This window comes from Synechococcus sp. WH 5701, assembly GCF_000153045.1.
GTDB classification, from domain to species: Bacteria; Cyanobacteriota; Cyanobacteriia; order PCC-6307; family Cyanobiaceae; genus Regnicoccus_A; species Regnicoccus_A antarcticus.
In genome coordinates, this window is the sequence record NZ_CH724160.1 from 259,598 (window position 1) to 279,370 (window position 19,773).

The 19,773-nt window shown below is 59.2% G+C and carries 17 protein-coding genes and 1 pseudogene; 3 read left to right on the forward strand and 15 right to left on the reverse strand.

Annotated elements, in window-relative coordinates:
* Nucleotides 1-48: 48 nt before the first annotated feature.
* The 11 genes and pseudogenes from WH5701_RS18800 to WH5701_RS11435 form a co-directional block, all read right to left on the reverse strand.
* Entirely contained in the window at nucleotides 49-423 is a 375-nt protein-coding gene (locus WH5701_RS18800) for a DUF6597 domain-containing transcriptional factor (RefSeq protein ID WP_006172536.1), read from the reverse strand.
* A 162-nt stretch (nucleotides 424-585) separates the two neighbouring features.
* The gene (locus tag WH5701_RS11395) at nucleotides 586-2,064 is read right to left on the reverse strand and encodes a DUF1254 domain-containing protein (RefSeq protein WP_232201873.1); all 1,479 of its coding nucleotides are present in this window, start codon (nucleotides 2,062-2,064) and stop codon (nucleotides 586-588) included.
* A 316-nt stretch (nucleotides 2,065-2,380) separates the two neighbouring features.
* On the reverse strand, nucleotides 2,381-3,847 hold the full coding sequence (locus WH5701_RS11400) for a DUF1254 domain-containing protein (protein ID WP_232201874.1): 1,467 nt from the start codon (nucleotides 3,845-3,847) through the stop codon (nucleotides 2,381-2,383).
* Between the two features lie 379 nt (nucleotides 3,848-4,226).
* Entirely contained in the window at nucleotides 4,227-5,261 is a 1,035-nt protein-coding gene (locus WH5701_RS11405; protein ID WP_006170455.1) for an IS5 family transposase, read from the reverse strand.
* A gap of 111 nt (nucleotides 5,262-5,372) precedes the next feature.
* The gene (locus tag WH5701_RS17700) at nucleotides 5,373-5,954 is read right to left on the reverse strand and encodes a hypothetical protein (RefSeq protein WP_232201875.1); all 582 of its coding nucleotides are present in this window, start codon (nucleotides 5,952-5,954) and stop codon (nucleotides 5,373-5,375) included.
* 993 nt (nucleotides 5,955-6,947) lie between these two features.
* Entirely contained in the window at nucleotides 6,948-7,415 is a 468-nt protein-coding gene (locus WH5701_RS18435; protein ID WP_232201877.1) for a hypothetical protein, read from the reverse strand.
* Nucleotides 7,416-7,808: 393 nt separating this feature from the next.
* A pseudogene (locus WH5701_RS18805) lies at nucleotides 7,809-8,069 on the reverse strand (DNA methyltransferase); the annotation flags it as partial.
* Nucleotides 8,070-8,072: 3 nt separating this feature from the next.
* Nucleotides 8,073-8,795 (reverse strand): SIR2 family protein, encoded by a 723-nt coding sequence (locus WH5701_RS11420; RefSeq protein WP_006172540.1) that lies wholly within the window; start codon nucleotides 8,793-8,795, stop codon nucleotides 8,073-8,075.
* 142 nt (nucleotides 8,796-8,937) lie between these two features.
* Entirely contained in the window at nucleotides 8,938-9,996 is a 1,059-nt protein-coding gene (locus WH5701_RS11425) for a ParA family protein (RefSeq protein WP_006172541.1), read from the reverse strand.
* Nucleotides 9,997-10,400: 404 nt separating this feature from the next.
* A complete protein-coding gene (locus WH5701_RS11430) occupies nucleotides 10,401-11,372 on the reverse strand; it encodes an integron integrase (protein WP_006172542.1) in 972 nt (323 codons plus the stop codon).
* A 21-nt stretch (nucleotides 11,373-11,393) separates the two neighbouring features.
* Nucleotides 11,394-12,296: an MBL fold metallo-hydrolase gene (locus WH5701_RS11435; protein WP_037981298.1), complete on the reverse strand. Its 903-nt coding sequence runs from the start codon at nucleotides 12,294-12,296 to the stop codon at nucleotides 11,394-11,396.
* Between the two features lie 81 nt (nucleotides 12,297-12,377).
* Between WH5701_RS11435 and WH5701_RS11440 the strand changes: the two genes are divergently transcribed.
* The 3 genes from WH5701_RS11440 (at nucleotide 12,378) to WH5701_RS11450 (ending at nucleotide 14,378) form a co-directional block, all read left to right on the forward strand.
* Complete coding sequence (locus WH5701_RS11440; RefSeq protein WP_006172544.1) at nucleotides 12,378-13,277, forward strand: SWIM zinc finger family protein; 900 nt, start codon at nucleotides 12,378-12,380, stop codon at nucleotides 13,275-13,277.
* Nucleotides 13,264-13,839: an MEKHLA domain-containing protein gene (locus WH5701_RS11445; protein ID WP_006172545.1), complete on the forward strand. Its 576-nt coding sequence runs from the start codon at nucleotides 13,264-13,266 to the stop codon at nucleotides 13,837-13,839. The genes WH5701_RS11440 and WH5701_RS11445 overlap by 14 nt, the downstream gene beginning before the upstream one ends.
* 131 nt (nucleotides 13,840-13,970) lie before the next feature.
* Nucleotides 13,971-14,378, forward strand: coding sequence for an Hsp20/alpha crystallin family protein (locus WH5701_RS11450; protein ID WP_037981300.1), 408 nt, complete (start codon nucleotides 13,971-13,973; stop codon nucleotides 14,376-14,378).
* Nucleotides 14,379-14,465: 87 nt separating this feature from the next.
* Here the strand turns inward: WH5701_RS11450 and WH5701_RS11455 are convergent, their stop codons facing one another.
* The 4 genes from WH5701_RS11455 to WH5701_RS11470 all read right to left on the reverse strand — a co-directional run bounded on the left by WH5701_RS11455 (nucleotide 14,466) and on the right by WH5701_RS11470 (nucleotide 19,747).
* The gene (locus tag WH5701_RS11455) at nucleotides 14,466-15,290 is read right to left on the reverse strand and encodes a nitrate ABC transporter ATP-binding protein (protein WP_050751580.1); all 825 of its coding nucleotides are present in this window, start codon (nucleotides 15,288-15,290) and stop codon (nucleotides 14,466-14,468) included.
* Between the two features lie 129 nt (nucleotides 15,291-15,419).
* Entirely contained in the window at nucleotides 15,420-17,420 is a 2,001-nt protein-coding gene (locus tag WH5701_RS11460; RefSeq protein ID WP_037981025.1) for a nitrate ABC transporter ATP-binding protein, read from the reverse strand.
* 49 nt (nucleotides 17,421-17,469) lie between these two features.
* Nucleotides 17,470-18,267: a nitrate ABC transporter permease gene (gene ntrB / locus WH5701_RS11465; protein ID WP_006172549.1), complete on the reverse strand. Its 798-nt coding sequence runs from the start codon at nucleotides 18,265-18,267 to the stop codon at nucleotides 17,470-17,472.
* 154 nt (nucleotides 18,268-18,421) lie between these two features.
* On the reverse strand, nucleotides 18,422-19,747 hold the full coding sequence (locus tag WH5701_RS11470) for a CmpA/NrtA family ABC transporter substrate-binding protein (protein WP_006172550.1): 1,326 nt from the start codon (nucleotides 19,745-19,747) through the stop codon (nucleotides 18,422-18,424).
* Nucleotides 19,748-19,773: the final 26 nt, after the last annotated feature.

Below are 19,773 nucleotides of genomic sequence, written 5' to 3' on the forward strand. Positions count from 1 at the left end.
GGCACGTCTTCACGGGAGCCGTCAAAGGCCGTAAGGCCTGAAACGAGCCTAGGCGGAGGCAGCGCCGCGAAGGGGCAGGGGAACCGCGTTCAGTCGACCCTGGCCCGGAACTCCCGCAGGACGAAACGGCGCGCCTGGATAAAACTGTATCCCAGCGTAGTGGAACCACCTGCCGAGATTAAGTGTTTTCGCTTCCGTATGTAGCGCTGTGACCCCGGCGATCTCGGTGTCGATGAGATTGAACAACAGGTTCACGCACGCATCAGGTAGTGCGTGATAGTGAAAGTCATCCGGCAGCTCCGCAAGGGTCCGGAGCTCCCAGAAGCAGTGCACCACCTCAACAAGGCCCTCTGGAGGGGGAGACTCGGTGTACCTTACGGCCGAGCCACGAAACGAAAAGCCGTCAACATCGGGAGAGTACATCGGTGAAGAGATCGAGCGATGAACTTACTGAAGATGGGCGTTAAACGGATCCGCTTGCGAGGCCTAACGCCCCGGTTCAGCGGCGGCGCGTGAGCACCGTCCGCTGCAACCGGCTGTTAGCTGTCTGATAGAGACGATCTACTCGTTATGTAGAAGGACAAATCACTTCACAGGCTCGAAATCGCCCGGTATCCATGTCTTGTCGAAGAATGGCTGAAGCGGGCCGTAGAGGCGAAGCAGCGCATTGTAGCTCTTGCCTGGCATGGTCTGCACCCAGTTACCCTCTTTTCCTGCCGGCGGCATCGGAGCAAACCAAACAGTGTAGGAGCCATCGGCGTTTGCCTTGATGTCGGGACTGTTGCTATCAACGCCAGCGGATTTTTGATCCGTTTCGAGCACTGACCGCGTCTGGTTGTCGTACACCACGAACGACCAGAAATCCTTGGCCGGAATCGGAGCTGGCAACGTGACCGTGTAGGTCTTGCCGCCGTCGAGGTAGTTGCCTTCCGAATCGTGCGCACCGATCGCGTAGGCTGAACCGGTGCCGACCTGAGCCCGCGCCATGGCGGGCGTGATTCCGGTGGCGTAATAGTGGAAGATGATGCGGTCATCCAGCACACGCTCACCATTGTTCATGAACTCTGAACTGCCGCCTGTAAAAGGCGAGTACCACTGGCGCTGACCGGGATAGAAATACAGGCGCTCCTCGCGAGGGCGAAAGGTCAACGACCGCGCCGCTGCATTGCCGATCGCTACACCTTCAGCAAGAATCTTCCTCATACGAGCGTCGGGTTCGAAAGGCTTGCCCTTTTTGATGCCGATCGACGCGAACAGCCCGACTATCTCAGGATCGAAAGCGTCTGCGGGCTCGTACTGCACTACGGCGTTCAACTCGTCGTAGTAGGTAACATCGTTCGCATGGATTGTGTTGATCTTGGCCCCTGAGGCGAACACAACCTTGCCCTTGGGCGGGTTACTGATTTTCGACAAAGGATAAACGCGGAACTTGGTGCGCAGCCCCTCGGTAGCCGCTTCCAGACCGGCCTCCTGCACGATGGCACGCAGGAACATCCAGTTGCGGTAGGTCGGCGTCCTGATGACCCGATAACCGTCGGGAAGCGTGCCCTTGTAGTCCGGACCTACGAAGATGAATTTGCCGCCCTTGCCCTGATTGGGCCCGGTTGCCCCGAGATCCGTGACATGGCGGAAGAATGCGTCATCGACCGCGCCGACCAGCATCCCTGCCGGCACATCGACGATAGCGGGCTCGTCCTTGACGTTGATCTCGGCGAACGCATAGGGCGTCGAGGTATTGAAGGTCAATGCAAGCGTGCGGGCGTCACCGTAGTTTTCCCAGAGGACGAGGTCACCAGGCATGGCACCAGCCTGCTTCATGCCCTCGAGCATGGCGTAGATCGAAGTAGCGGGCATGCCAGTCAGGAATGCTTCGGCGGCGCGCGACGTATCCAGAAAATCAAACGTCTTGCGAACCGTTTCGTCGCTGGGCATGCCATCAAAGAAGTCCAGCGTGCCGAGCAGTTCGGTCTCAACCGCATTCGGCGTCAGCAGGGACCCTGGAACATCAGCCTTGTACTTCGGCTCCTGTGCGGAAACCCCAGAAGACGCAGACAACAAGATCAAGGCACTGGCTGCGGCCCTCAAATGGATTCTAGTAAGTTTCATTAGATTAACCTCGTTTCATGATTGGGAGTTGGTTCATTGGGTTGTCCGAGTCCGGCAGCGTGGCCGCTTGCGGGGAAACTTCGATTGACGGAACGCTTTCGCTACTTCGGGTAAAGGAAGGTGATCTGGAACCGGGCCGCCCATGCCAAGGCTGGCAAGGGCGGCAAGCGTTCCCGAAAAGATCCTTATCCTGGTCATGTCTTTTATTCTTGTTAAGAAGAGCGGCTGGAGAAATCCGGCCCGGCGGTTGGCCGGGCCAGAGCACATCCCGGACCTATTCGACCGGCTCGAAGTCGCCCGGCTTCCAGGTCTTGTCGAACCAGGGCTCAAGCGGGCCGTAGAGGCGGATCAGGGTGTTCCAGCCCTTGTTCGGCATGGTCTGGACCCAGTTGCCTTCCTTGCCTTCCGGCGCCTCCGGTCCGAACCAGATGGTGTAGGAACCGTCGTCGTTCGCCACCAGATCGGGGCTGTTGCTGTCGATGCCTGCAAACTTCTGATCGGTTTCCAGCATTGACCGGGTCTGGTTGTCATAGACCATGAAGGACCAGAAGTTGTTGACGGGGACCGGAGCCGGCAGCGTGATGCTGTAGGTCTTGCCGCCATCGAGATAGTCGCCATTGGCATCGCGTTCGGCGTAGCCGTAGACCGATCCCGTGCCGACGGCAGGCGCTGCCATCGCAGGCGTGATACCAGTGGCGTAGTAGTGGAACAGGACACGGGAGTCCTTCATCCGCTCACCGTTGTCGTAGAACTCAGAACTGCCGCCGATGAAGTTCGTCTTCCACTGACGGTCCGGGTAGTAGAAGCCGCGTTTGTCCCGCTGGGCGAAGATGATGGAACGCGCGGTTGCGTTGCCGACCGCGACCGCGTCGGTCAGGATCGCGCGCATCCGGTCGTCAGGCGCGAAGGGCTGGCCCTTCTTGATGCCGATCGCCGCCAAAGTGCCAACCAGTTCAGCCGGCAAGGCATCGCCCGGTTCCTTCTGGATGACCGCGTTGATTTCCTCGAAGAACTCGAAATTGTTGGCGTGGATCGTGTTGAACTTCAGTTCCGACAGGTTGACGAACTTCGTTTCCGGCGGGTTATCGCGCTGCGCCCAGGGGTAAACACGCATCGTGTCCTTGACGGCTTGCGCGGTCGCTGCGAGATCACCATCCTTCACGAAAGCCCGGGTCAGTTGCCACAACGTGTAGGTGGACGACTTGACGATGAAGTAGCCTTCTTCGGGCAGTTCACCCTCGTAGCCCGGCGGAACGAAGAGGTACTTGCCACCCTTCCCCTTGTCCGGACCGGTGAAGCCCACATCGGTGACGTGCCTGAAGTAGGCGTCGTCAATCGGCCCGAGAAGTCCCGGCGATGCCTCGAGCACGACCGGACCGTTTTCCAGATCAAAGCAGTGTGTGACATAGACGGTTGTCGAGTTGGCCGTCAGGAAAAGCGACCTGGCGTCCATGAGCGTTTCGAAAATGCCAACCGTCTGATCGTTAACCCCGGCGCCTTCCAGCAGGCCGTTGCACATCGCATAGATCGATGCCGCAGGTATGCCGTCGAGAAAGGCTTGGACGCCCCGCATGAAATCCAGGTTGTCATACACGGTCTTGACGGTCGCATCATCCGGTGCGCCATCCTTGAAGCGCAAGGTCCCGAGCCGGGTCTTGACGCTGTCCGGCGTAAGAACCGACCTGGGAACGTCCGCCTTGTACTTAGGCTCCTCCGCTGAAACCGCGACAGACGGGGACATCAATAGCAGGGAACTGGACGCGATACTTAACAGGGTTCTACTGACGTTCATGGTTTTGCTTTCTCCTTGATTGTCGGTGTGCATACTCTGGCATAGGAAAGACAGCTAACGCTTGCTATCACCAGGCCACAGGCTGCTTTGGATGAATCAATGCAGTCCACGGTGGCGGCCCTGGCGAATAGGATTGTCAGCCATCTTACGGAGAAATAAACTGTAATTGTTAATAGCTGTGAGGCTGGCCCATTAAAGGGCACCTCGAAATATTGCCACTACCCAGGCTGCCTTGAGAAGCAAAATGCCCATCCTCTGCACGTGCAGATCCGCCTGATGACTGACATTCATGACTTAAATGCGGGATAATTATCCCGTTGCCGAATGATCAGACAGCCAGCATTGCCTTTGAGTTGCAATGCAGGTATCGAAGAAAGTTGTAAGTCAGATTACGCAGTCCCCACCAAGCTTTCGTTCTGGCCAGTCCAATCCGCCTTGTCAGCTTGCCGCGCATGCAGGTTGTGATTGCACCAAAGACATGCTCAACCCTGGCCCGTACAGTTGATCGGACCTTGTTCCGTTCCTTGGCCTCCTCGCTCAAGGGATGGCAGCGTGAGCCCTTTTCATGAATTCGGCTCTCAAAACCACCCAGGTCCAGGAGATCCTCAAACTGAGCACCTGCATAGCCAGAATCAGCCCAGACAAAGTCATCCCTATTTTCAGGGTCTAGCACCTGCGTAAGCATCTGGCTGTCGTGAATATTAGCTGGGGTAATGGCAAATCTGCGAATGAAGCCGTGAGTGGCATCAATGCAGATGCTGTTCTTGTAGCCGTAGTGGTTGACGCCATTCTTCTTGACCCAGCGAGCGTCAGTGTCCTTCTGGCGCAAGCGGTTTGGCTTGTCCAACCACTTCTCTGGAATGGCTCCATCCTTGATGGTCTTGTTCTCCTCCCTTGAGTTTCGCTGTTTGGGAACTGGGACAAGTGTTGCATCGATGATCTGCCCACCACGGGCCTCCAGCCCATGGGTCCGCAGGTGCTCCTCAAAACGTTCAAAAAGCTCATCGACAACACCCGCCTTGCGGAGCCGCTCGCGGAAGAAGGCAATAGTGGTGGCATCGGGAATGGTGTTCATCACTCCCAGTCCGACAAACTCCTCGAATGAGCGTCTGTCGTTGACCTGAAATTCCAGCTCCTCATCACTGAGGTTGAACAGCTGCTGCAGCACCAGCATCTTGAAGAGGATGATCGGATCAATCCGCTTACGGCCAGCATTGCTCTTGCGTTCATGGCTGTAACCCTGCTCCAGCAGTGGCCTGAAGGCATCCCAGGGAATCGTCTCGGACAGGGTCGCTAACGTGGGCTTCTTCTGCTGAAGCCTGTGGATGCGCTTCTCCTCATCCCAGAATCCACGCTGTCCCATTCAGCTGTGTTGAACTGAACCAATTCTATTGCATATTTCATAGGCTGTCAGGGAGCGACGTAGATTTTTCGAGGTGCCCTAAAGCGCCTTCTTCTTTTGCCTTTTCTCCTCCTAAGTCTTGAACATGGGATTAAACTGCCCATAGGCCGATCTATCAAAAACCACTGCAGAAATGATATCCGAGACTGAAAGGGCCATCTTGAGGTCATCTAGTCGTTCTTCGGCAGCGCTCTCAACTGTTTTGAGCTGTTGCTCTTGATCCTTAATCTTGTTCTTGTCATGGCTCTGCGTCATTGACTCGAGCTTAGTTCGCTCTTCCTCTACGGGATTTGCAATGCTTTCAAGGATTGCTGTATAGTCAGTGGTAATACACATTTCATGAGTTACATGCCGGCGATATCCGCTTAGCGACGGCTGTATATATAGCGAACCACCACCATCGTGCTTGCCAGGGGAATTGCAGCCATGGATAAAACCTATATATATCTTGCCATTACGCAAGGCAATCATGACTGGTTTCTTCTTTAATTGGGCCTTAAAAAAGACAAGGCCAAGGTAATCAGAGAAAGCCGCATAACTTTTTGCGTTCTGTTCTTTCTCGCTCCTGAACCAGACTTTATTTAGAATAAATGGAAGGCATGCCCCAATCAGCAAAGATCCCATTGGTGCCCCAAGCTGGGGAAATGGAATCAAGCAGTGCCATACTGGATAAATTGCTGGAAATCTCCAGTTCAGCAAACGAACAGCTATGTATGATATTCCAAGAAAGAGGGTGCCCCACAAGGCAGACTCTAGAATAAGCCTTTGGCCGTTAGATCTTTTCGAATTGTACTTGGTCTTGTTCCAGGCTGATATAAAAAGAAACCCCCCGACCAATGGCAGCAGGAGAGAGTTAAAAGGCATTTGCCTCTAGCATGTATATGCGTTATTTATTAACATGACTGTGGTTGTCGTAAGTTATGTTTTTCTGCAAATTCGGCCATATTCCTCAGTTCTTTCTTCCCTTCTGGGCTGAGAATTGTTTCAAGAATGCTGACAGTGGACGCCCCTGAGGAGTCGATGATGACATCCGCTTTTTCGTTGTTGAGGAATCTGAAGAACTTCATTTTAATTATTTTTCGATTTATCCTAGTCTAGTTGCGCTGAGTTGTCAAGTCAAAGAATTCTTAGGCTTTTTTGCATGGCTAACGCCCATCATCACCCGCCCGCACAGGACTGCGCCTAAGAAAGATCTCACTGATTCGGGTCGGGTGAATGATGATGTTAGATCGCCAGAAGACGCTTTCTTGCTGACCAGAGAGTGCACCGAGCACGATGAGGGGGTTTTGGCAGTTACTGGTAAAAACATCCCGCAGGGCAATGCTCATTGCTAAACCTTTTTGCTGGCGTAATCCTAGCGAAGGAAAAATCTCATTCTTAGTGATACGTCAAGGTCTTGCATCGACTATTCGGGGCTTGCGCGCGGAGCTCCCGTATCAGAGATGAGTATCGAGCATCACACCAGAGTTATGACGAAGAGCAATTCTCATAAACAGGATAAAACTAGCCGATCTCGATAATTGAGAATCGCTCAGATCGGCTCCCATAACAGAGAATTTGAGGATAGGATGGGTGCCATCAGCATGAGTAGCGCTTGCCGAAAAAATCCTCTGCCTTGGCTCGTAATGATGAAGGCTAATCACTACCTCACGCCTTTTGTAGAACAAGAATGAGCTCTCGTTTCGTGGCAGCACCTGAGCGACGCGAACGCCGAACGTCAGGGATTTCGTCTTCGATGACATGCTTTAGCTGAAGCGCAGGGAACTCAGTGACGAGCTTTGCGAACATCCGCTCCGCAGGATGCGTCGTAACACGCTTGCGAGAGACCTTTTCGCCAATGACTAACACGCAGTGACCACCTGATCGTAAGTACTTCAGCGCGTTGCGGGCGAACGCTGCAGTAATCGCATCTGAGTCAGCCTGCTTTTCTGTCGGCTCCGGTGAGTAGTCGGCCGTGCTTCGATCAAGGAACCACATCCGAAGTCTGTTATCCCGTACATAGTCTAACGCATTCATGTACGGGGGACTAGTCACAATTGCATCAACCTCGCACTCAAGTTTTAGATCAGCCACGCCCACTTGATCAACCTTCATTACTCTATCGGGCTCGATCAAGAAGCTGTCCTTATACGCACGTCGTAGCTTGGCCTCGAGCCTCGGTTGAAGAGCTCGTTCCGCATACATTTCAGGATACTCAACTCGTGGGAACTTACGATCACGAAGGTATGGGACTAGATGGCTACTCGGGTAGGAGAGGAAACCAGGCCGTTGATGGTGCAAAATGCTGAGGAGGCATGCGAGTAAAAACGGATCGTCGTGCTCCAAACATTCATCTGCAAATCTCAGAGTTTGCTGAAGCGTCTCCGGATGAAAGAACTTTCGAACCCAATCCGGGATGGACTCTTCTGCGTAACGTGGTCTCTTCTCCGACGCGGCAAGCCTCAATACGAGTTGCTCGTTAGCGAGATCTAGGGTCGGCGGAGGCTCAAGCTTTGCCTTGGTGAGAGTCACCGCATAAGGATTAGTGTCAAATGCTAGTACGCGTCGTCCAAGGATCACGGCCTCAAGCGGTACCGTACCTGAACCTGAGAAGCAGTCTAAAACTATTTCATTGTGGGCAGTGAACTCTCTTAGCAGTTGTCGAGCGATAATCGGTTTCAGTTTCCCGATATATGGAGCGAGCTGATGCAGTCGAGAATCCGCCGTCGAGGCTGATTCTCGCCACTCAACGGGTGCAAGCTGCGCCTCAGCGGCTAGTATTGAAGCCATTTTTTACCACCCAGCAGTCGCCGCGATGTTCTCGCGCTCCGACTCGACAAGGGGCACGAGTGCGGAAACTGATGAGGCAAGCGCACTATGATTGTCCACAGAATCATAGGTTAGTGCCTTAAGATTCATAGTCTCCTCTAAAACTTCCAAAACCCCTCTGCGAGCGGAGTCCTCGGGCATCACGATGTAATGAGGGCGTGAACCTTCGAACCGGTATGCATGATCTTCCAGCAATAGTTGCATATCAGGATCCCGCATCGAAGCGCCGAGAAAGACGAACGTGTGGGTGACAAAAAGAGCTCGGAGGAGCTGATAGAAGTGTCCGTAGTCGCGTCGTGCCAAGGCATACTGACTACGAGTGAAAATGGTTTGATCTGGAAGGTCGATAGTGCCATGAACCTTTAGGACTACTCGATCTCGCCGTCGAAACACATCGGCGACGTCTTTGTCATAGTAGTTCTTGACGATGACTGTATTAGCTTGCAGCTGATTTGCTCGATTTTCGTACAGCTTATCGAAATTGGTGGTCATTACAAGCTGAGAGTCTATCAGGCTCAGATCGTCGTGTATCTGTGCGGGACGGTATCCGTTTCCCGAGAACTCTTGGATCAACTCAGTTTTGAACACGTGTGGCGACAAGTACTTGCGGCACAGCTCGCAAGCGGTGAGTAGGTCCGCGTCTGTAATGGACTGCTCGATCTCTGCTTTCTGTGCAGCGTCCGCCACCTGTGCGGCCAGATGGTGGAGGAAGTCTGTCCACCCTCGTGGATGCACACCGCTAGCGTTTTCTGCGCTTCTCGACACCCCCGCTCCCAAGAAAACCACCGAACGTCGAGCGGCAATGTCCCTAACGAGGTCCCTCGGCCATTCAATCATGTCGAAACTCCGCGCTACGCCGCAGATTACGCATAAGCGATCCCGCTAGTGCATGAATAAACTCCGTATACTTAACTTGCTGCTGAAACTGCCCCCCCGACAGCCCTTCACGTCTCGTTAGCTTATGAATTGGTGTGTGAGAAGTCTGCGCGAGAGGAACGAGGCTAAACATATGTGGCACGTCGCCGAGTCGCATATCAGCGTCAGTGAGTGGCTGAGCAATAAATGGCCCGAGGCTATTAGATATCTCTTCTGGGATTTGCGCGAGAATTGCCTCGTAAGCACCTGTCGCGCGCTTCTCGTCGCGGATTGTCTTGGTGATGTACTGCTGCACAGTGTATCCGACGAAACGCGCCATAACACCTGACGAGGCACGTACCTGCCCCGCGTACTCTTGGAGTGTGGTCTCATGGCGCGAGGCTACCTGAGCGTAAGCTTGATCATAGTAACTTCGCCACTGATCTATCCAGTTTGCTATATTCTCAATACCAATGAGGCTGAAGATATCGCAGCCCATGGGCGCCATGAAGTAGTCGACACCTATCAAGATTGACCGGTTCAGCGCGCCCAGACTGGGCCCCACGTCATACAAAATGAGATCATACTGTGACTTCAGTTGGCAGAGAAGCTGTGAATTCCAATTCGATACCCTGGCGCCTCCCAAGTCGGCCCCCATGAATTGAGTCCAGTTCGTACTTAGGCGATCCTCAAGCAGTGCGATGTGTGGATGTCCCGGTAGCACCGATATGCCGAAACTATTTGTGTCCGGCCCAGCGATATTGTGAGTTGTTCCTAATGATGCGTCTCCCTTGAGTAGCGGTAGGAGAACTTGCTTGAGGGAGTCCATCTCGGTCAGCCCTGTGCCGCTCTCGTACAGCCGCTCCGTAGTCTCGTCTGGCAGAACCAACTGTGTGGCGTTGCACTGGGGGTCTGCATCGACGAGGAGGATGTTGAGGCCTTCCTTCTCGGCAAGATATGAGGCTACGTTGCAAGCGAGCGTTGTTTTGCCAACGCCGCCCTTGTTGTTAAAGAAGCAAAGGCTGCCTAGCACTGGAATTTCCGCAGGATGAGGATTGAGAAGCCGGCCGTGATGAGGACTTCACTTATAATAGCATTTTTAAGGCTTACTTGATCCCTGTAATGCCATTGATTATAAGTACCGTGCATCATGTTTTCAAAAAGCTTCGTGCGATCCATTGTGTTCTGTTGAATTTTTAGCGCATCCTGACCAAGATGTGAATCTAGGTTTGATTTCGAACTCCGACAACGTACCCGACGATCTAACAGTATTTCGGCGGGTCCGGTATCCGCCCCCTGCTCAGTCCCCTTGGCCGCATAAGAACCCTAAGCGTCCCAAGCCAATGGCTGAAATCCCTTCCAGCATAAGGCCCTTTCTCTCATTGCCCTATCGCTCAAGAGAACTTCGGCGGGTCCGAGAACCAAATGTTTGTTTCGCTACAAAAGGTCTACTGGGCTCATCACCCCACAGGGGCCGCGATTCAGCACATGCGTATAGATCATCGTCGTCTTCACGTCACTGTGTCCAAGCAACTCCTGAATGGTTCGAATGTCATGGCCACGTTCCAGTAGGTGAGTGGCAAACGAATGCCGAAAGGTGTGACAACTGGCCTGCTTGCTGACTCCTGCGCTCAGCACTGCTCGCTTCACGGCCTTCTGGATCAGGGATGGGTCGATGTGGTGCCTACCTTCGGTTCGATTGTTCCGATCATGCCAGCGGTGAGCCTGCGGAAACACCCATTGCCAGGCCCACTCCGAAGCTGCGGTCGGATACTTGCGTCCCAGTGCCAGGGGCAACATCACACGGCCCCACCCGGCCGCCAGATCAGCCCGATGGATCTCCCGGACGGCCAGCAGATAGGCCTGCACGGGCTCCACCACACTGGTTGGAAGCATGGTGACCCGGTCCTTGTCACCCTTGCCGCTGCGAACGGTCAGCTGCCGGGCTTGGCAGTCCACATCCTTGACGCGTAACCGCAGGGCTTCCATCAGCCGCAGACCGCTGCCGTACAACAGCTGCGCCACGAGCTGCTCGACCCCTTCGAGCTGACTCAGCACCGCCTTCACCTCAGCCACTGTGAGCACCACCGGCAACCGCTTGCGCTGCCGGGCGCGAACCACTCCCTCCAGGTTCCCCACATCTCCGCTCAGCACCGTCCGGTAGAGAAACAACAAGGCCGACAGCGCCTGGTTCTGCGTGGAAGCACTCACCTGACCCTCCGTAGCCAGATGAGACAGGAAGGCATTGATCTCCTCTTCGCCCATCTCCCTCGGATGCCGCATGCCGTGAAAGCGCAGGAAGCGTTTCACCCACTGGGCATAGCTGGTGATCGTGCGCCGGGCGTAATGCCTCACCTGCATCTCCTCCCGGAAACGATCCATCAGCCGTGGGCCTGAAGCCTGAGCCATGCGTTCAACGCACATCCACCTTCAGAGTTCCCCGCCCTGTCCCTCCCGCGCCAGCGTGGCCTCCAGCTCCCGGCGCCACTCGCCAAGGGCGAACGCATGCCAGCGGCCATGGCCGGGGAGCAGCCAGCGCACGTCCAGATCCAGGAGCCGCTCCACGGATCGCAGCTGCTCCTCCCAGTTCCACCAGCAGACCCGCCGGGAGGCCACCACACCCGGCGGATCCACCCCCCACCAGAGGTGGTCGCCGCTGAACAGCACCTGATCGGCGAACAGCACCGCCACGCAGCCGGCTGTGTGTCCCGGCACCGGAATCACCAGCAGGTCATCATCGAGCCGCAGCCGCTCCGTGCCCTCGAACCGGTGCTCCGCCTGCGGAGCCGCCTCCGCATCAGCGGCATGGATCCAGCGCTCGGCGCCAAAGCACTCGGCCCAGGCCTGGTGGTCGGCCACGTCGTCGCGGTGGCTGAGCAGGATCCGGCCCACGCCGCCGAGCGCCTCGATCCGGCGGGCCAGAGGAGCGCTCCAGCGCGGGGAATCGATCAGCACGTTGTCGGGGCTGCCATCGGCTCGCCGTCGCGTGATCAGCCAGCTGCTGGCCCCAAAGCTCTTGCGCGACGCCCAGCCGCAGTAGTGCACCTGCCCCTGGGGCACGCTGGTCACCAGGGCCGGGAAGCCATCGGCGGGCGTCTGGGCCAGCAGTTCCCGGGTGGTGCCGATGGCCGCCACCGGACAGGCCTGCAGGGCCAGCAGGGCCGCCCGGGTCTCCTCCTCACCAGCTGGCTGGGCCCGTACGTGAGAGGTACGGCCGGTGGGAGCGAAGTGGGCCGGATCGAACTGCCAACAGGTGCCGCAGTCGATGCAGCTGGCATCCACATAGAAGGGGCCATCCACATTGGCGGCCAGACGCTCGGCGACACGGGCCATGCTCAGCTCCCAGATCCCCTCCAGCCTGGCGAGCACAGGCCAGCAGCGGCCGCAGCACCAGCCGCTCGGCATACTTTCTCCATGACCCTCTCCGGCACCGGCACCGCCTTCGGCGGCAGTCCCATCACCACCCAGCTGGGCCAGCAGGGCCTGGGGCAGCAGCCCTGGTGGGTGGAGCAGTGGATGGAGCTGATCAACTCCTACCGCTACAAGAAACGGCTCGAGCGCGCCTGGTCCTATGTGCGCGAGGGCAACGTGCTCTCGATCCGCTTCGAAGGGCGGCGCGTGCATGCCCGCGTGCAGGGCACCGAGGAGGAGCCCTACAAGGTGAAGCTCTGGCTGGATGTGCTCAGCGACGACGACTGGGGCTACGTGCTCGAAGCCCTCGGCCAGAAGGCCCGCTGGTCAGCCCAGCTGCTGGCCGGAGTCATGCCCCAGGACATTGAGCGCGCCTTTGCCGCCAGCGGCCGCCGCCTGTTTCCCTTCAAGCTGCAGGAGGTGCGCAGCGAGTGCAGCTGCCCCGACAAGGCCAATCCCTGCAAGCACGTCAGCGCCGTCTACTACCTGATGGGCGATCGCTTCAGCGAAGACCCCTTTGTGCTCTTCCAGCTGCGCGGCCGCTCCAGGACCCAATTGCTCTCCGACCTGGCCAAGCGCCGACGGAAACAGCTGGCTGCAGCCGGAGGCGGCAAGCGCCGGGCCGCCGTCCATGTGCCGCACCCGGTGCACCCAGCCGTGATCGACCCGAGCCGCTGGTGGTCGTACGCCTCAGCTCTGGATCCGGATCTGGTGGTGATCACGCCAGCCATGGAGGGGGAGAGCGGGCTCGATGAGGCCGGTGATCTGCCCCTGGCCCACGAACCCCTCTTCCCAGAGGCCAACCGCCACTTCCTCGGCCTGCTGCAGGCCCAGGCCAGCCGGGTGAGCCAACAGGCCCTCGCCCAGGCCATGGGTGGCGCCAGCAGCGATGCCGGTGCCTGAGGCCGGCTCGCTCCCCGGTGAGGCCCCCTGGCTCTGCCCCGCAGCCATGGAGCGGGCCACCTGGCTGCTGACCTCGCACCAGCGGGCCTTCGGCCGGCCCCTGATCGCCTCCGCCAGCCCGGCCCCGCCAACGCCAACACCTGGTGAAGACCGCCGGCGGGCTCAGGAGTTGTTCGCGGCAGCCACTGTGGTGCTCGCCCACGACGGCAACGCAGATCGGCCTGATCACGACCCCCGTCTGATCTACGCCAACAGTTCAGCCCTGGCGCTCTGGCGGCGCCCCTGGGCCGAGATGGTCGGCATGCCCTCCCGGCTCACGGCCGAGCCCATCGAGCGCTCCGGCCGCGACCGTCTGCTGGCCAGCGCCCGGGCCCAGGAGGCGATCAGCGGCTACACCGGCATCCGCATCGACAGCCACGGCCGCCGCTTCGTGATCCATGGCGCCCGCCTCTGGACCCTGCGCGACAGCCACGGCCAAGACCGCGGTCAGGCCGCTGCCTTCTCCAGCTGGTGGTGGCTGCCGCAGGTGCCCCTGTCGGTTCTCCCTCCAGTTCTGGTGTAGAGACCGGCTGAGGCGTGTAGACCGTACTGAGATGGACGGTCTACACGCTCCTGGATCTCATTGGGATCGGCCACATTGGCTGGACGGGTGATCCGGAACCACCCGGATTCTCAATTGTGAAGGACACCACCATGCTGACCCTGCGCCATTCCCCCTTCGATCTACTCGAGCGTCTGGAGCAACAGGTCAATCAGGCCGAGCGTGTACCAGCCGCCGAAGTGCATGAAACCGATCAGTCCTATGTCGTCGTGCTGGAATTGCCCGGTGTCGACAAGGACTCGATCGAGGTGAAGGCCACCGACCGCACCTTGCTGATCAGCGCTGAGCGCCGCTCCCAGACCACCAGCGGCAACGGCGACGCCAAAGAAGGCGGTCCCATCCACAGCGAATTCCGCTATGGCACCTGGAGCCGCAGCTTCCGTTTTGCCGCCGGCCTGCAGCGGGAGGGCATCGAAGCCCGCTACCGCGATGGTCTGCTCACCGTCACGGCCCCCAAGGCCCAGACCCACAGCACCGTTGTGGTGAAAGTGGAGGGCTGATCGCACTGAAGAACTGAGCGAAACGCAAAGGCGTTGATCGAGAGAAGAGGACTCCTGCCCCGGCCCCAGTGCCGGGGCTTTTTTTGCTCACTCCGTGTCGTCGTGGGCGTAACGGCTGTAAAGGAAATCCAGCGCCTGGTTGCGCATGTCGTAGTAGATGGGATCCTCCATGATCTCCTCGCGGTTGCGCGGCCGTGGGAATCTGATGTCCATGATTTCGCCGATCCTGGCGGCGGGACCATTGGTCATCATCACCAGGCGATCAGCCAGGAACAGCGCTTCGTCGATGTCGTGGGTGATCATCAACACGGTGCACTTCTGGGTGTTCCAGATCGTCAGCAGTTCCTCCTGCAGCTCCTCCTTGGTGATGGCATCGAGGGCCCCGAAAGGTTCGTCGAGGATCAGCACCTCCGGACGGATCGCCAGGGCCCGGGCGATCGCCACCCGCTGCTTCATGCCACCGGAGAGCTGCAGGATCTTTTTCTCGGCCGCTTCGGTGAGGCCCACCATGGCGAGGTGCTCGCGGGTGATCTCCTTCTTCTCACGGGCCGGCAGATCCGGCTTCACCGAATCAATCGCCAGGTACACATTCTCATAGGCGGTGAACCAGGGCAGCAGGGCATAGCCCTGGAACACCACCATCCGGTCAGGGCCGGGTTTGGTGATCCGGTTGCCATGCAGCATCACCTGGCCATCGCTGGGGGTGGCGAAGCCCGAGACCATGTTCAGCAGGGTGGATTTGCCGCAACCGGAGTGGCCGATCACGCACATGAACTCCCCTTGGTTCACGGCCAGATCGATGCCATCCAGCACCGGATAGGGACCGCTGGGGGTGGGATACACCTTGCTGACGTTCTCGAAACGCAGGAAGGCCTCGCCTGGCGGCGGTGCCGCCGAGGCCGGAACTCCCATGGGGGCAGGCTGGATCAGGGTCGACATGGAGGATCTCGCTGAGGAAGTCGGAACGGAATGGAAGTGTGAACAGAATTCAGGAAGCAGCAAGCGGGGCCAGGGGCATCAGGGCCCCGTTGCCGTGGTGCTTCAGCCGCGCCGGGGTGGCGCCAGCGGGATCTCGGCGATGCTGAAATCGCGTTTGATCGTCTGGGCGTTGAGATAACCGATCGGATCTTCGGCATTGAAGGGGAGGCCATCGAAGAGCTCGATGCCCTGGCGCTGATAGCTGATTGCATCGAGGCCCAGCTCCCGCGCCGCCGTGCTGAACACCCCCACCTGACAGACGCGCTCGAGGATCTCCACCCAGTTGCGCGGCAGAGGGATCTCACCCCAGCGGGCCATCTGGGTCATCATCCAGAGGTGCTCGGTGCGGCTGGGACGGTTCAGCCCCTCCCCGAAGAACAGGTGGTGCGGCACCGCCCCCTCGCTCTCCGGTCCGCCCCGGTCCACGTCGGCGCTGGCCTCGCTGAAGCGGATCATCTCCGGCTTGATGCCGAGGTAGCGGCGGTCGCTGAGCAGCTCACTGAGCTCGGCCCAGTGGGCCGGATCGGCGCAGTAGCGGCAGGCCTCCAGCAGCGCCTTGGTGAGGGCGATGTTGGTGTTGGGATAGGCGATCGCCCAGTCTTCGCGCAGCCCCAGCACCTTGCCGGGATGGCCGGGCCAGATCGCCAGATCGCCGGCCACCGCGATGCCGTGGCCGTCGCGAATGGCCCGGTCGAGCCAGGGGGCACCCACGCAGTAGCCGTCGATGCTGCCGTCCTTGAGGTCGGCGAGCATCTGGGCCGGGGGCAAGGCCTGGAGGTGCACATCCTTGTCGGGGTCAATGCCGTTGGCCGCCAGCCAGTAGCGCAGCAGCAGGTTGTGCATCGAGGCTTCGTGCACGATCCCCATCGTGTGGGGCTCGCGCTCATGGCTCTTGAGATAGGCGCGGTAGTCCTCCACCGTGTGCACCCCCTGCTCCGCCAGGCGCCGGCCCAGGGTGATGCCATTGCCGTTACGGCTCAGGGTGAGCGGCGTCACGATCGGCAGCGGCGTGCCGCCGTGGCCGCCCGCCGTCATCCAGGTGGGCATCCCCGCCGGCATCAGCGAGGCGTCGAGGGTGCCGTCCACCAGCCCGTCGACGATGCCGCGCCAGCTGGTTTCGCGGATCAGTCTCACCTCATCGAGGCCGTGCTTGGCGAAGAGCCCGTGGGCTTCGGCCACCGCCAGAGGGGCACTGGCGGCCAGGGGCAGGAAACCCAGATCCAAGTTCACCTTCTCAAGGCCATGGCGCGCCACCACGGCATGGGGCCGGGCGCGCCACTGCTTCACCCGCTTCTGGCGGTTGAGGAAGTAGATGATCTCCGAGCGCAGGCTGTAGTAGCTGGGGTGATGCACCACATCCAGGCGGGCCCTTGGCCGGGGGATGTCCACCTCGAGAATGCCGCCGATCCTGGAGCCGGGGCCGTTGGTGAGCATCACGATGCGGTCGGAGAGCAGCACCGCCTCGTCCACGTCGTGGGTCACCATCACCGCGGTGAGCTCATGCTCGTTGCAGATCTGCATCAGCTTCTCCTGCAGATTGCCCCGGGTGAGCGCATCGAGCGCCCCGAAGGGTTCATCGAGCAGCAACAGCTTGGGGCGGATCGCCAGGGCCCGGGCGATCGCCACCCGCTGGCGCATGCCACCGGAGAGCTGCAGCGGCAGCTTGGCCGCCGCCGGACCGAGCCCCACCATGTCGATGTGCTCCTGCACGAGGGCATCGCGCTCACTACTGCCGATCTTGCCCATCACCTCATCCACCGCCAGGGCGATGTTCTCCCGAACCGTGAGCCAGGGCAGCAGCGAGTAGTTCTGGAACACCACCATCTTGTCGGGTCCGGGGCGCTTGATGGCTTCGCCATCCAGCAGCACCGTGCCTTCGCTGGGTAGATCGAGCCCGGCGATCATGTTCAGCAGGGTGCTCTTGCCGCAACCGGAGTGACCGATCAGGGAGATGAATTCCCCCTTGCGGATCTCCAGGTCGATGCCCTTCAGGGCCAGGTAGGTGCCGCCCCCCTGCAATGGAAAGCTTTTCTCGACTGTGCGGACATCAACCAGTGCCGTCATCATTCAGACCTCAATCGGAGCTCGAGTTTGGTAAGCGAAAAGAAGCGCATCACTGGCCCGGAGTGAGGCGGCTCTGCAACCAGGCCATGCCTCGATCCAGCAGCAGACCCACGGCACCGATCCAGATCACAGCCAGGACGATGTCGCTGACATAGTTCTGCTGGTAGGCATCCCAGATGAAGAAGCCGATGCCGACGATGCCGGACATGACGATCTCAGCGGCGATGATCGCCAGCCAGGCCAGACCGATCGAGATGCGCAGACCCGTGAAGATGTAAGGGAGAGCCGAGGGCAGCAGCACCTTGGTGAAGAAACGTCCTTTCGACATCTGCAGCACCAGGGCCACGTTGCGGTAGTCCTGGGGGATCTGACGGACCCCCTCGGCCGTGTTGATCAGGATCGGCCAGACCGCCGTGATGAAGATCACGAAGATCGCCGCCGGCTGATTCTTCTGGAAGATCACCAGGGCGATCGGAACCCAGGCCAGAGGCGCCACCATGCGCAGAAACTGGAAGAGGGGGTCGAAAGCCCTGTTCAATGCTGGGCTGAGTCCCACCGTGATGCCGGCTGCGATGCCCACCAGTGCAGCCAGGAAGTACCCCTGGGCCACGCGTCCCAGGCTGGCCATGGTCTGCCAGAACAGTCCCTTGTCGAGGCCACCCCGGTCGTAGAAGGGATAGAGCAGCAGTTCGCGCGTACGCTCGTCGGTCCAGAGACTCAGAGGTCCTGGCAGACGGGTGAGATTCAGGCTGGCGCTGAGTTGCCAGGCCAGCAGAAATCCGCCGATCCCCAGGAGTGGGTAAAGCCAGGTGCTGCGGTTGAGCATCAGCCAGCGGATCGGATTCATTTTGGATCCAGCGCGTGGCTGGGGAACGGAAACCATGACGCGTTCGTCCTGAAGAGGAGGAGTTGGATGGGACAGGCACGGCCGGGGCCCATGAGGCCTCGGGCCAGGAATGGCCCCCGGTGCCGGTCCGTGCGCCGGGGGCCTTGGAGAGAACTCAGCGCTTGATCTTCAGGCTGTCGAGGTAGGCCTGCGGGTTCTCCGGGTCGTAGACGACACCATCGAAGAACGTTTCCTTGCCACGGCTGGAGCCGGTGGGGATGTCCGCGGCGGGAAGGCCCAGCTCAGTGGCGGCCTGACGCCAGAGGTCTTCCCGGTTCACCTTGTCGACCAGTGCCTTGGCCTGATCGATCGTGTCGAGCTTGCCAGGGTGGAATTTCCAGCGCAGCGACTCCACCAGGAACCAGAGACTCAGGCTCTTGTAGGGATAGGAAATCACGCCTCGATCGCTGGCCCAGTAGAGCGGCCCCAGCTTGGGATCAGTGGAAGGCTTGAGATCGGCACCCAGCTTGTAGTCGGCCTTGAGCGCGGGCACCAGCACCGAGACGGGCGTGTTGAAGTACTGGCGGGAACTGAGCATCTTCGCCAGTGCTTCCTTGTTCTCGGCCTTGTCGGCCCACTGCTGGGCCTCCAGCAGACCCTTGATAAGAGCCACGGCGGCCTTCGGATGCTTATCCACCCAGTCGGCACGGACACCGAGGAATTCCTCGGGGTGCACAGGCCAAATCTCGGCGGTCAGAGCCGCTGTGTAGCCGATGTTGTCGGTGACGATGCGGAAGGGCCAGGGATCACCCGTGCTGAAGGCCTCCATCGTGCCGTTGCGCATCCCCTGCAGGGTCTCCGTGGAGGGGACGGTCAGCAGCTCGATGTCCTTGTCGGGATCAATGCCGCCGGCCCCGAGCCAGTAACGGATCCAGAGGTCCTGGTTGGCATTGGGGTAGGTGTGGGCGGCCCGGAACTTACGGCCTTCGGTCTTGGGGAAGCCGAGGATCGTGGGAGCCGCGGGAGTGAGGTCCACCCGCAGATTGGCCTTCTTCAGGCTGTTCGAAACAGCGATGGCATTGCCCTGGCTGCTCAGCTGAGCCAGCACATACATCGGCACCTTGTTGCCATTGGTGATGATGCCTTCAGTGATCAGATGAGGCATGGGCAGCTGCCACTGGCCGCCGTCGATACCGCCACCGGTTGAGCCGATCACCACGTTGTCGCGAGCGGCGGGCCAGCTGGCCTGCTTGGCCAGCTTCACCTCAAGGCCGTGCTTGGCGAAGAACCCTTTCTCCACGCCAGCCACCAGCGCGGCAGCTTCCAGGATGGGGACATAGCCCAGGGTGATGGTCTTCGTCTCGAGACCCGCATCGGCCACAGGGGCCGTGCCGGAAGCGGGTCCTGAGCCCTTCTCGGGTGGATTACCACAGGCATTCAGCATCAGGGTGCCGGCCAGGGTGGCGCTGAGAACGGAGAGAAACTTACGACGATTGAGCATGGTCAGGAAGGCAGGAGAAAGTGAAG

Bases quoted from the DNA above. Each gene is read 5' to 3' on its own strand.
- WH5701_RS18800 (WP_006172536.1), bottom strand. From the start codon at position 423: ATGTACTCTCCCGATGTTGACGGCTTTTCGTTTCGTGGCTCGGCCGTA.
- WH5701_RS11400 (WP_232201874.1), bottom strand. From the start codon at position 3,847: ATGTCCCCGTCTGTCGCGGTTTCAGCGGAGGAGCCTAAGTACAAGGCG.
- WH5701_RS11405 (WP_006170455.1), bottom strand. From the start codon at position 5,261: ATGGGACAGCGTGGATTCTGGGATGAGGAGAAGCGCATCCACAGGCTT.
- WH5701_RS11430 (WP_006172542.1), bottom strand. From the start codon at position 11,372: ATGGCTCAGGCTTCAGGCCCACGGCTGATGGATCGTTTCCGGGAGGAG.
- WH5701_RS11435 (WP_037981298.1), bottom strand. From the start codon at position 12,296: ATGGCCCGTGTCGCCGAGCGTCTGGCCGCCAATGTGGATGGCCCCTTC.
- WH5701_RS11440 (WP_006172544.1), top strand. From the start codon at position 12,378: ATGACCCTCTCCGGCACCGGCACCGCCTTCGGCGGCAGTCCCATCACC.
- WH5701_RS11445 (WP_006172545.1), top strand. From the start codon at position 13,264: ATGCCGGTGCCTGAGGCCGGCTCGCTCCCCGGTGAGGCCCCCTGGCTC.
- WH5701_RS11450 (WP_037981300.1), top strand. From the start codon at position 13,971: ATGCTGACCCTGCGCCATTCCCCCTTCGATCTACTCGAGCGTCTGGAG.
- WH5701_RS11455 (WP_050751580.1), bottom strand. From the start codon at position 15,290: ATGGGAGTTCCGGCCTCGGCGGCACCGCCGCCAGGCGAGGCCTTCCTG.
- WH5701_RS11460 (WP_037981025.1), bottom strand. From the start codon at position 17,420: ATGACGGCACTGGTTGATGTCCGCACAGTCGAGAAAAGCTTTCCATTG.
- ntrB (WP_006172549.1), bottom strand. From the start codon at position 18,267: ATGAATCCGATCCGCTGGCTGATGCTCAACCGCAGCACCTGGCTTTAC.
- WH5701_RS11470 (WP_006172550.1), bottom strand. From the start codon at position 19,747: ATGCTCAATCGTCGTAAGTTTCTCTCCGTTCTCAGCGCCACCCTGGCC.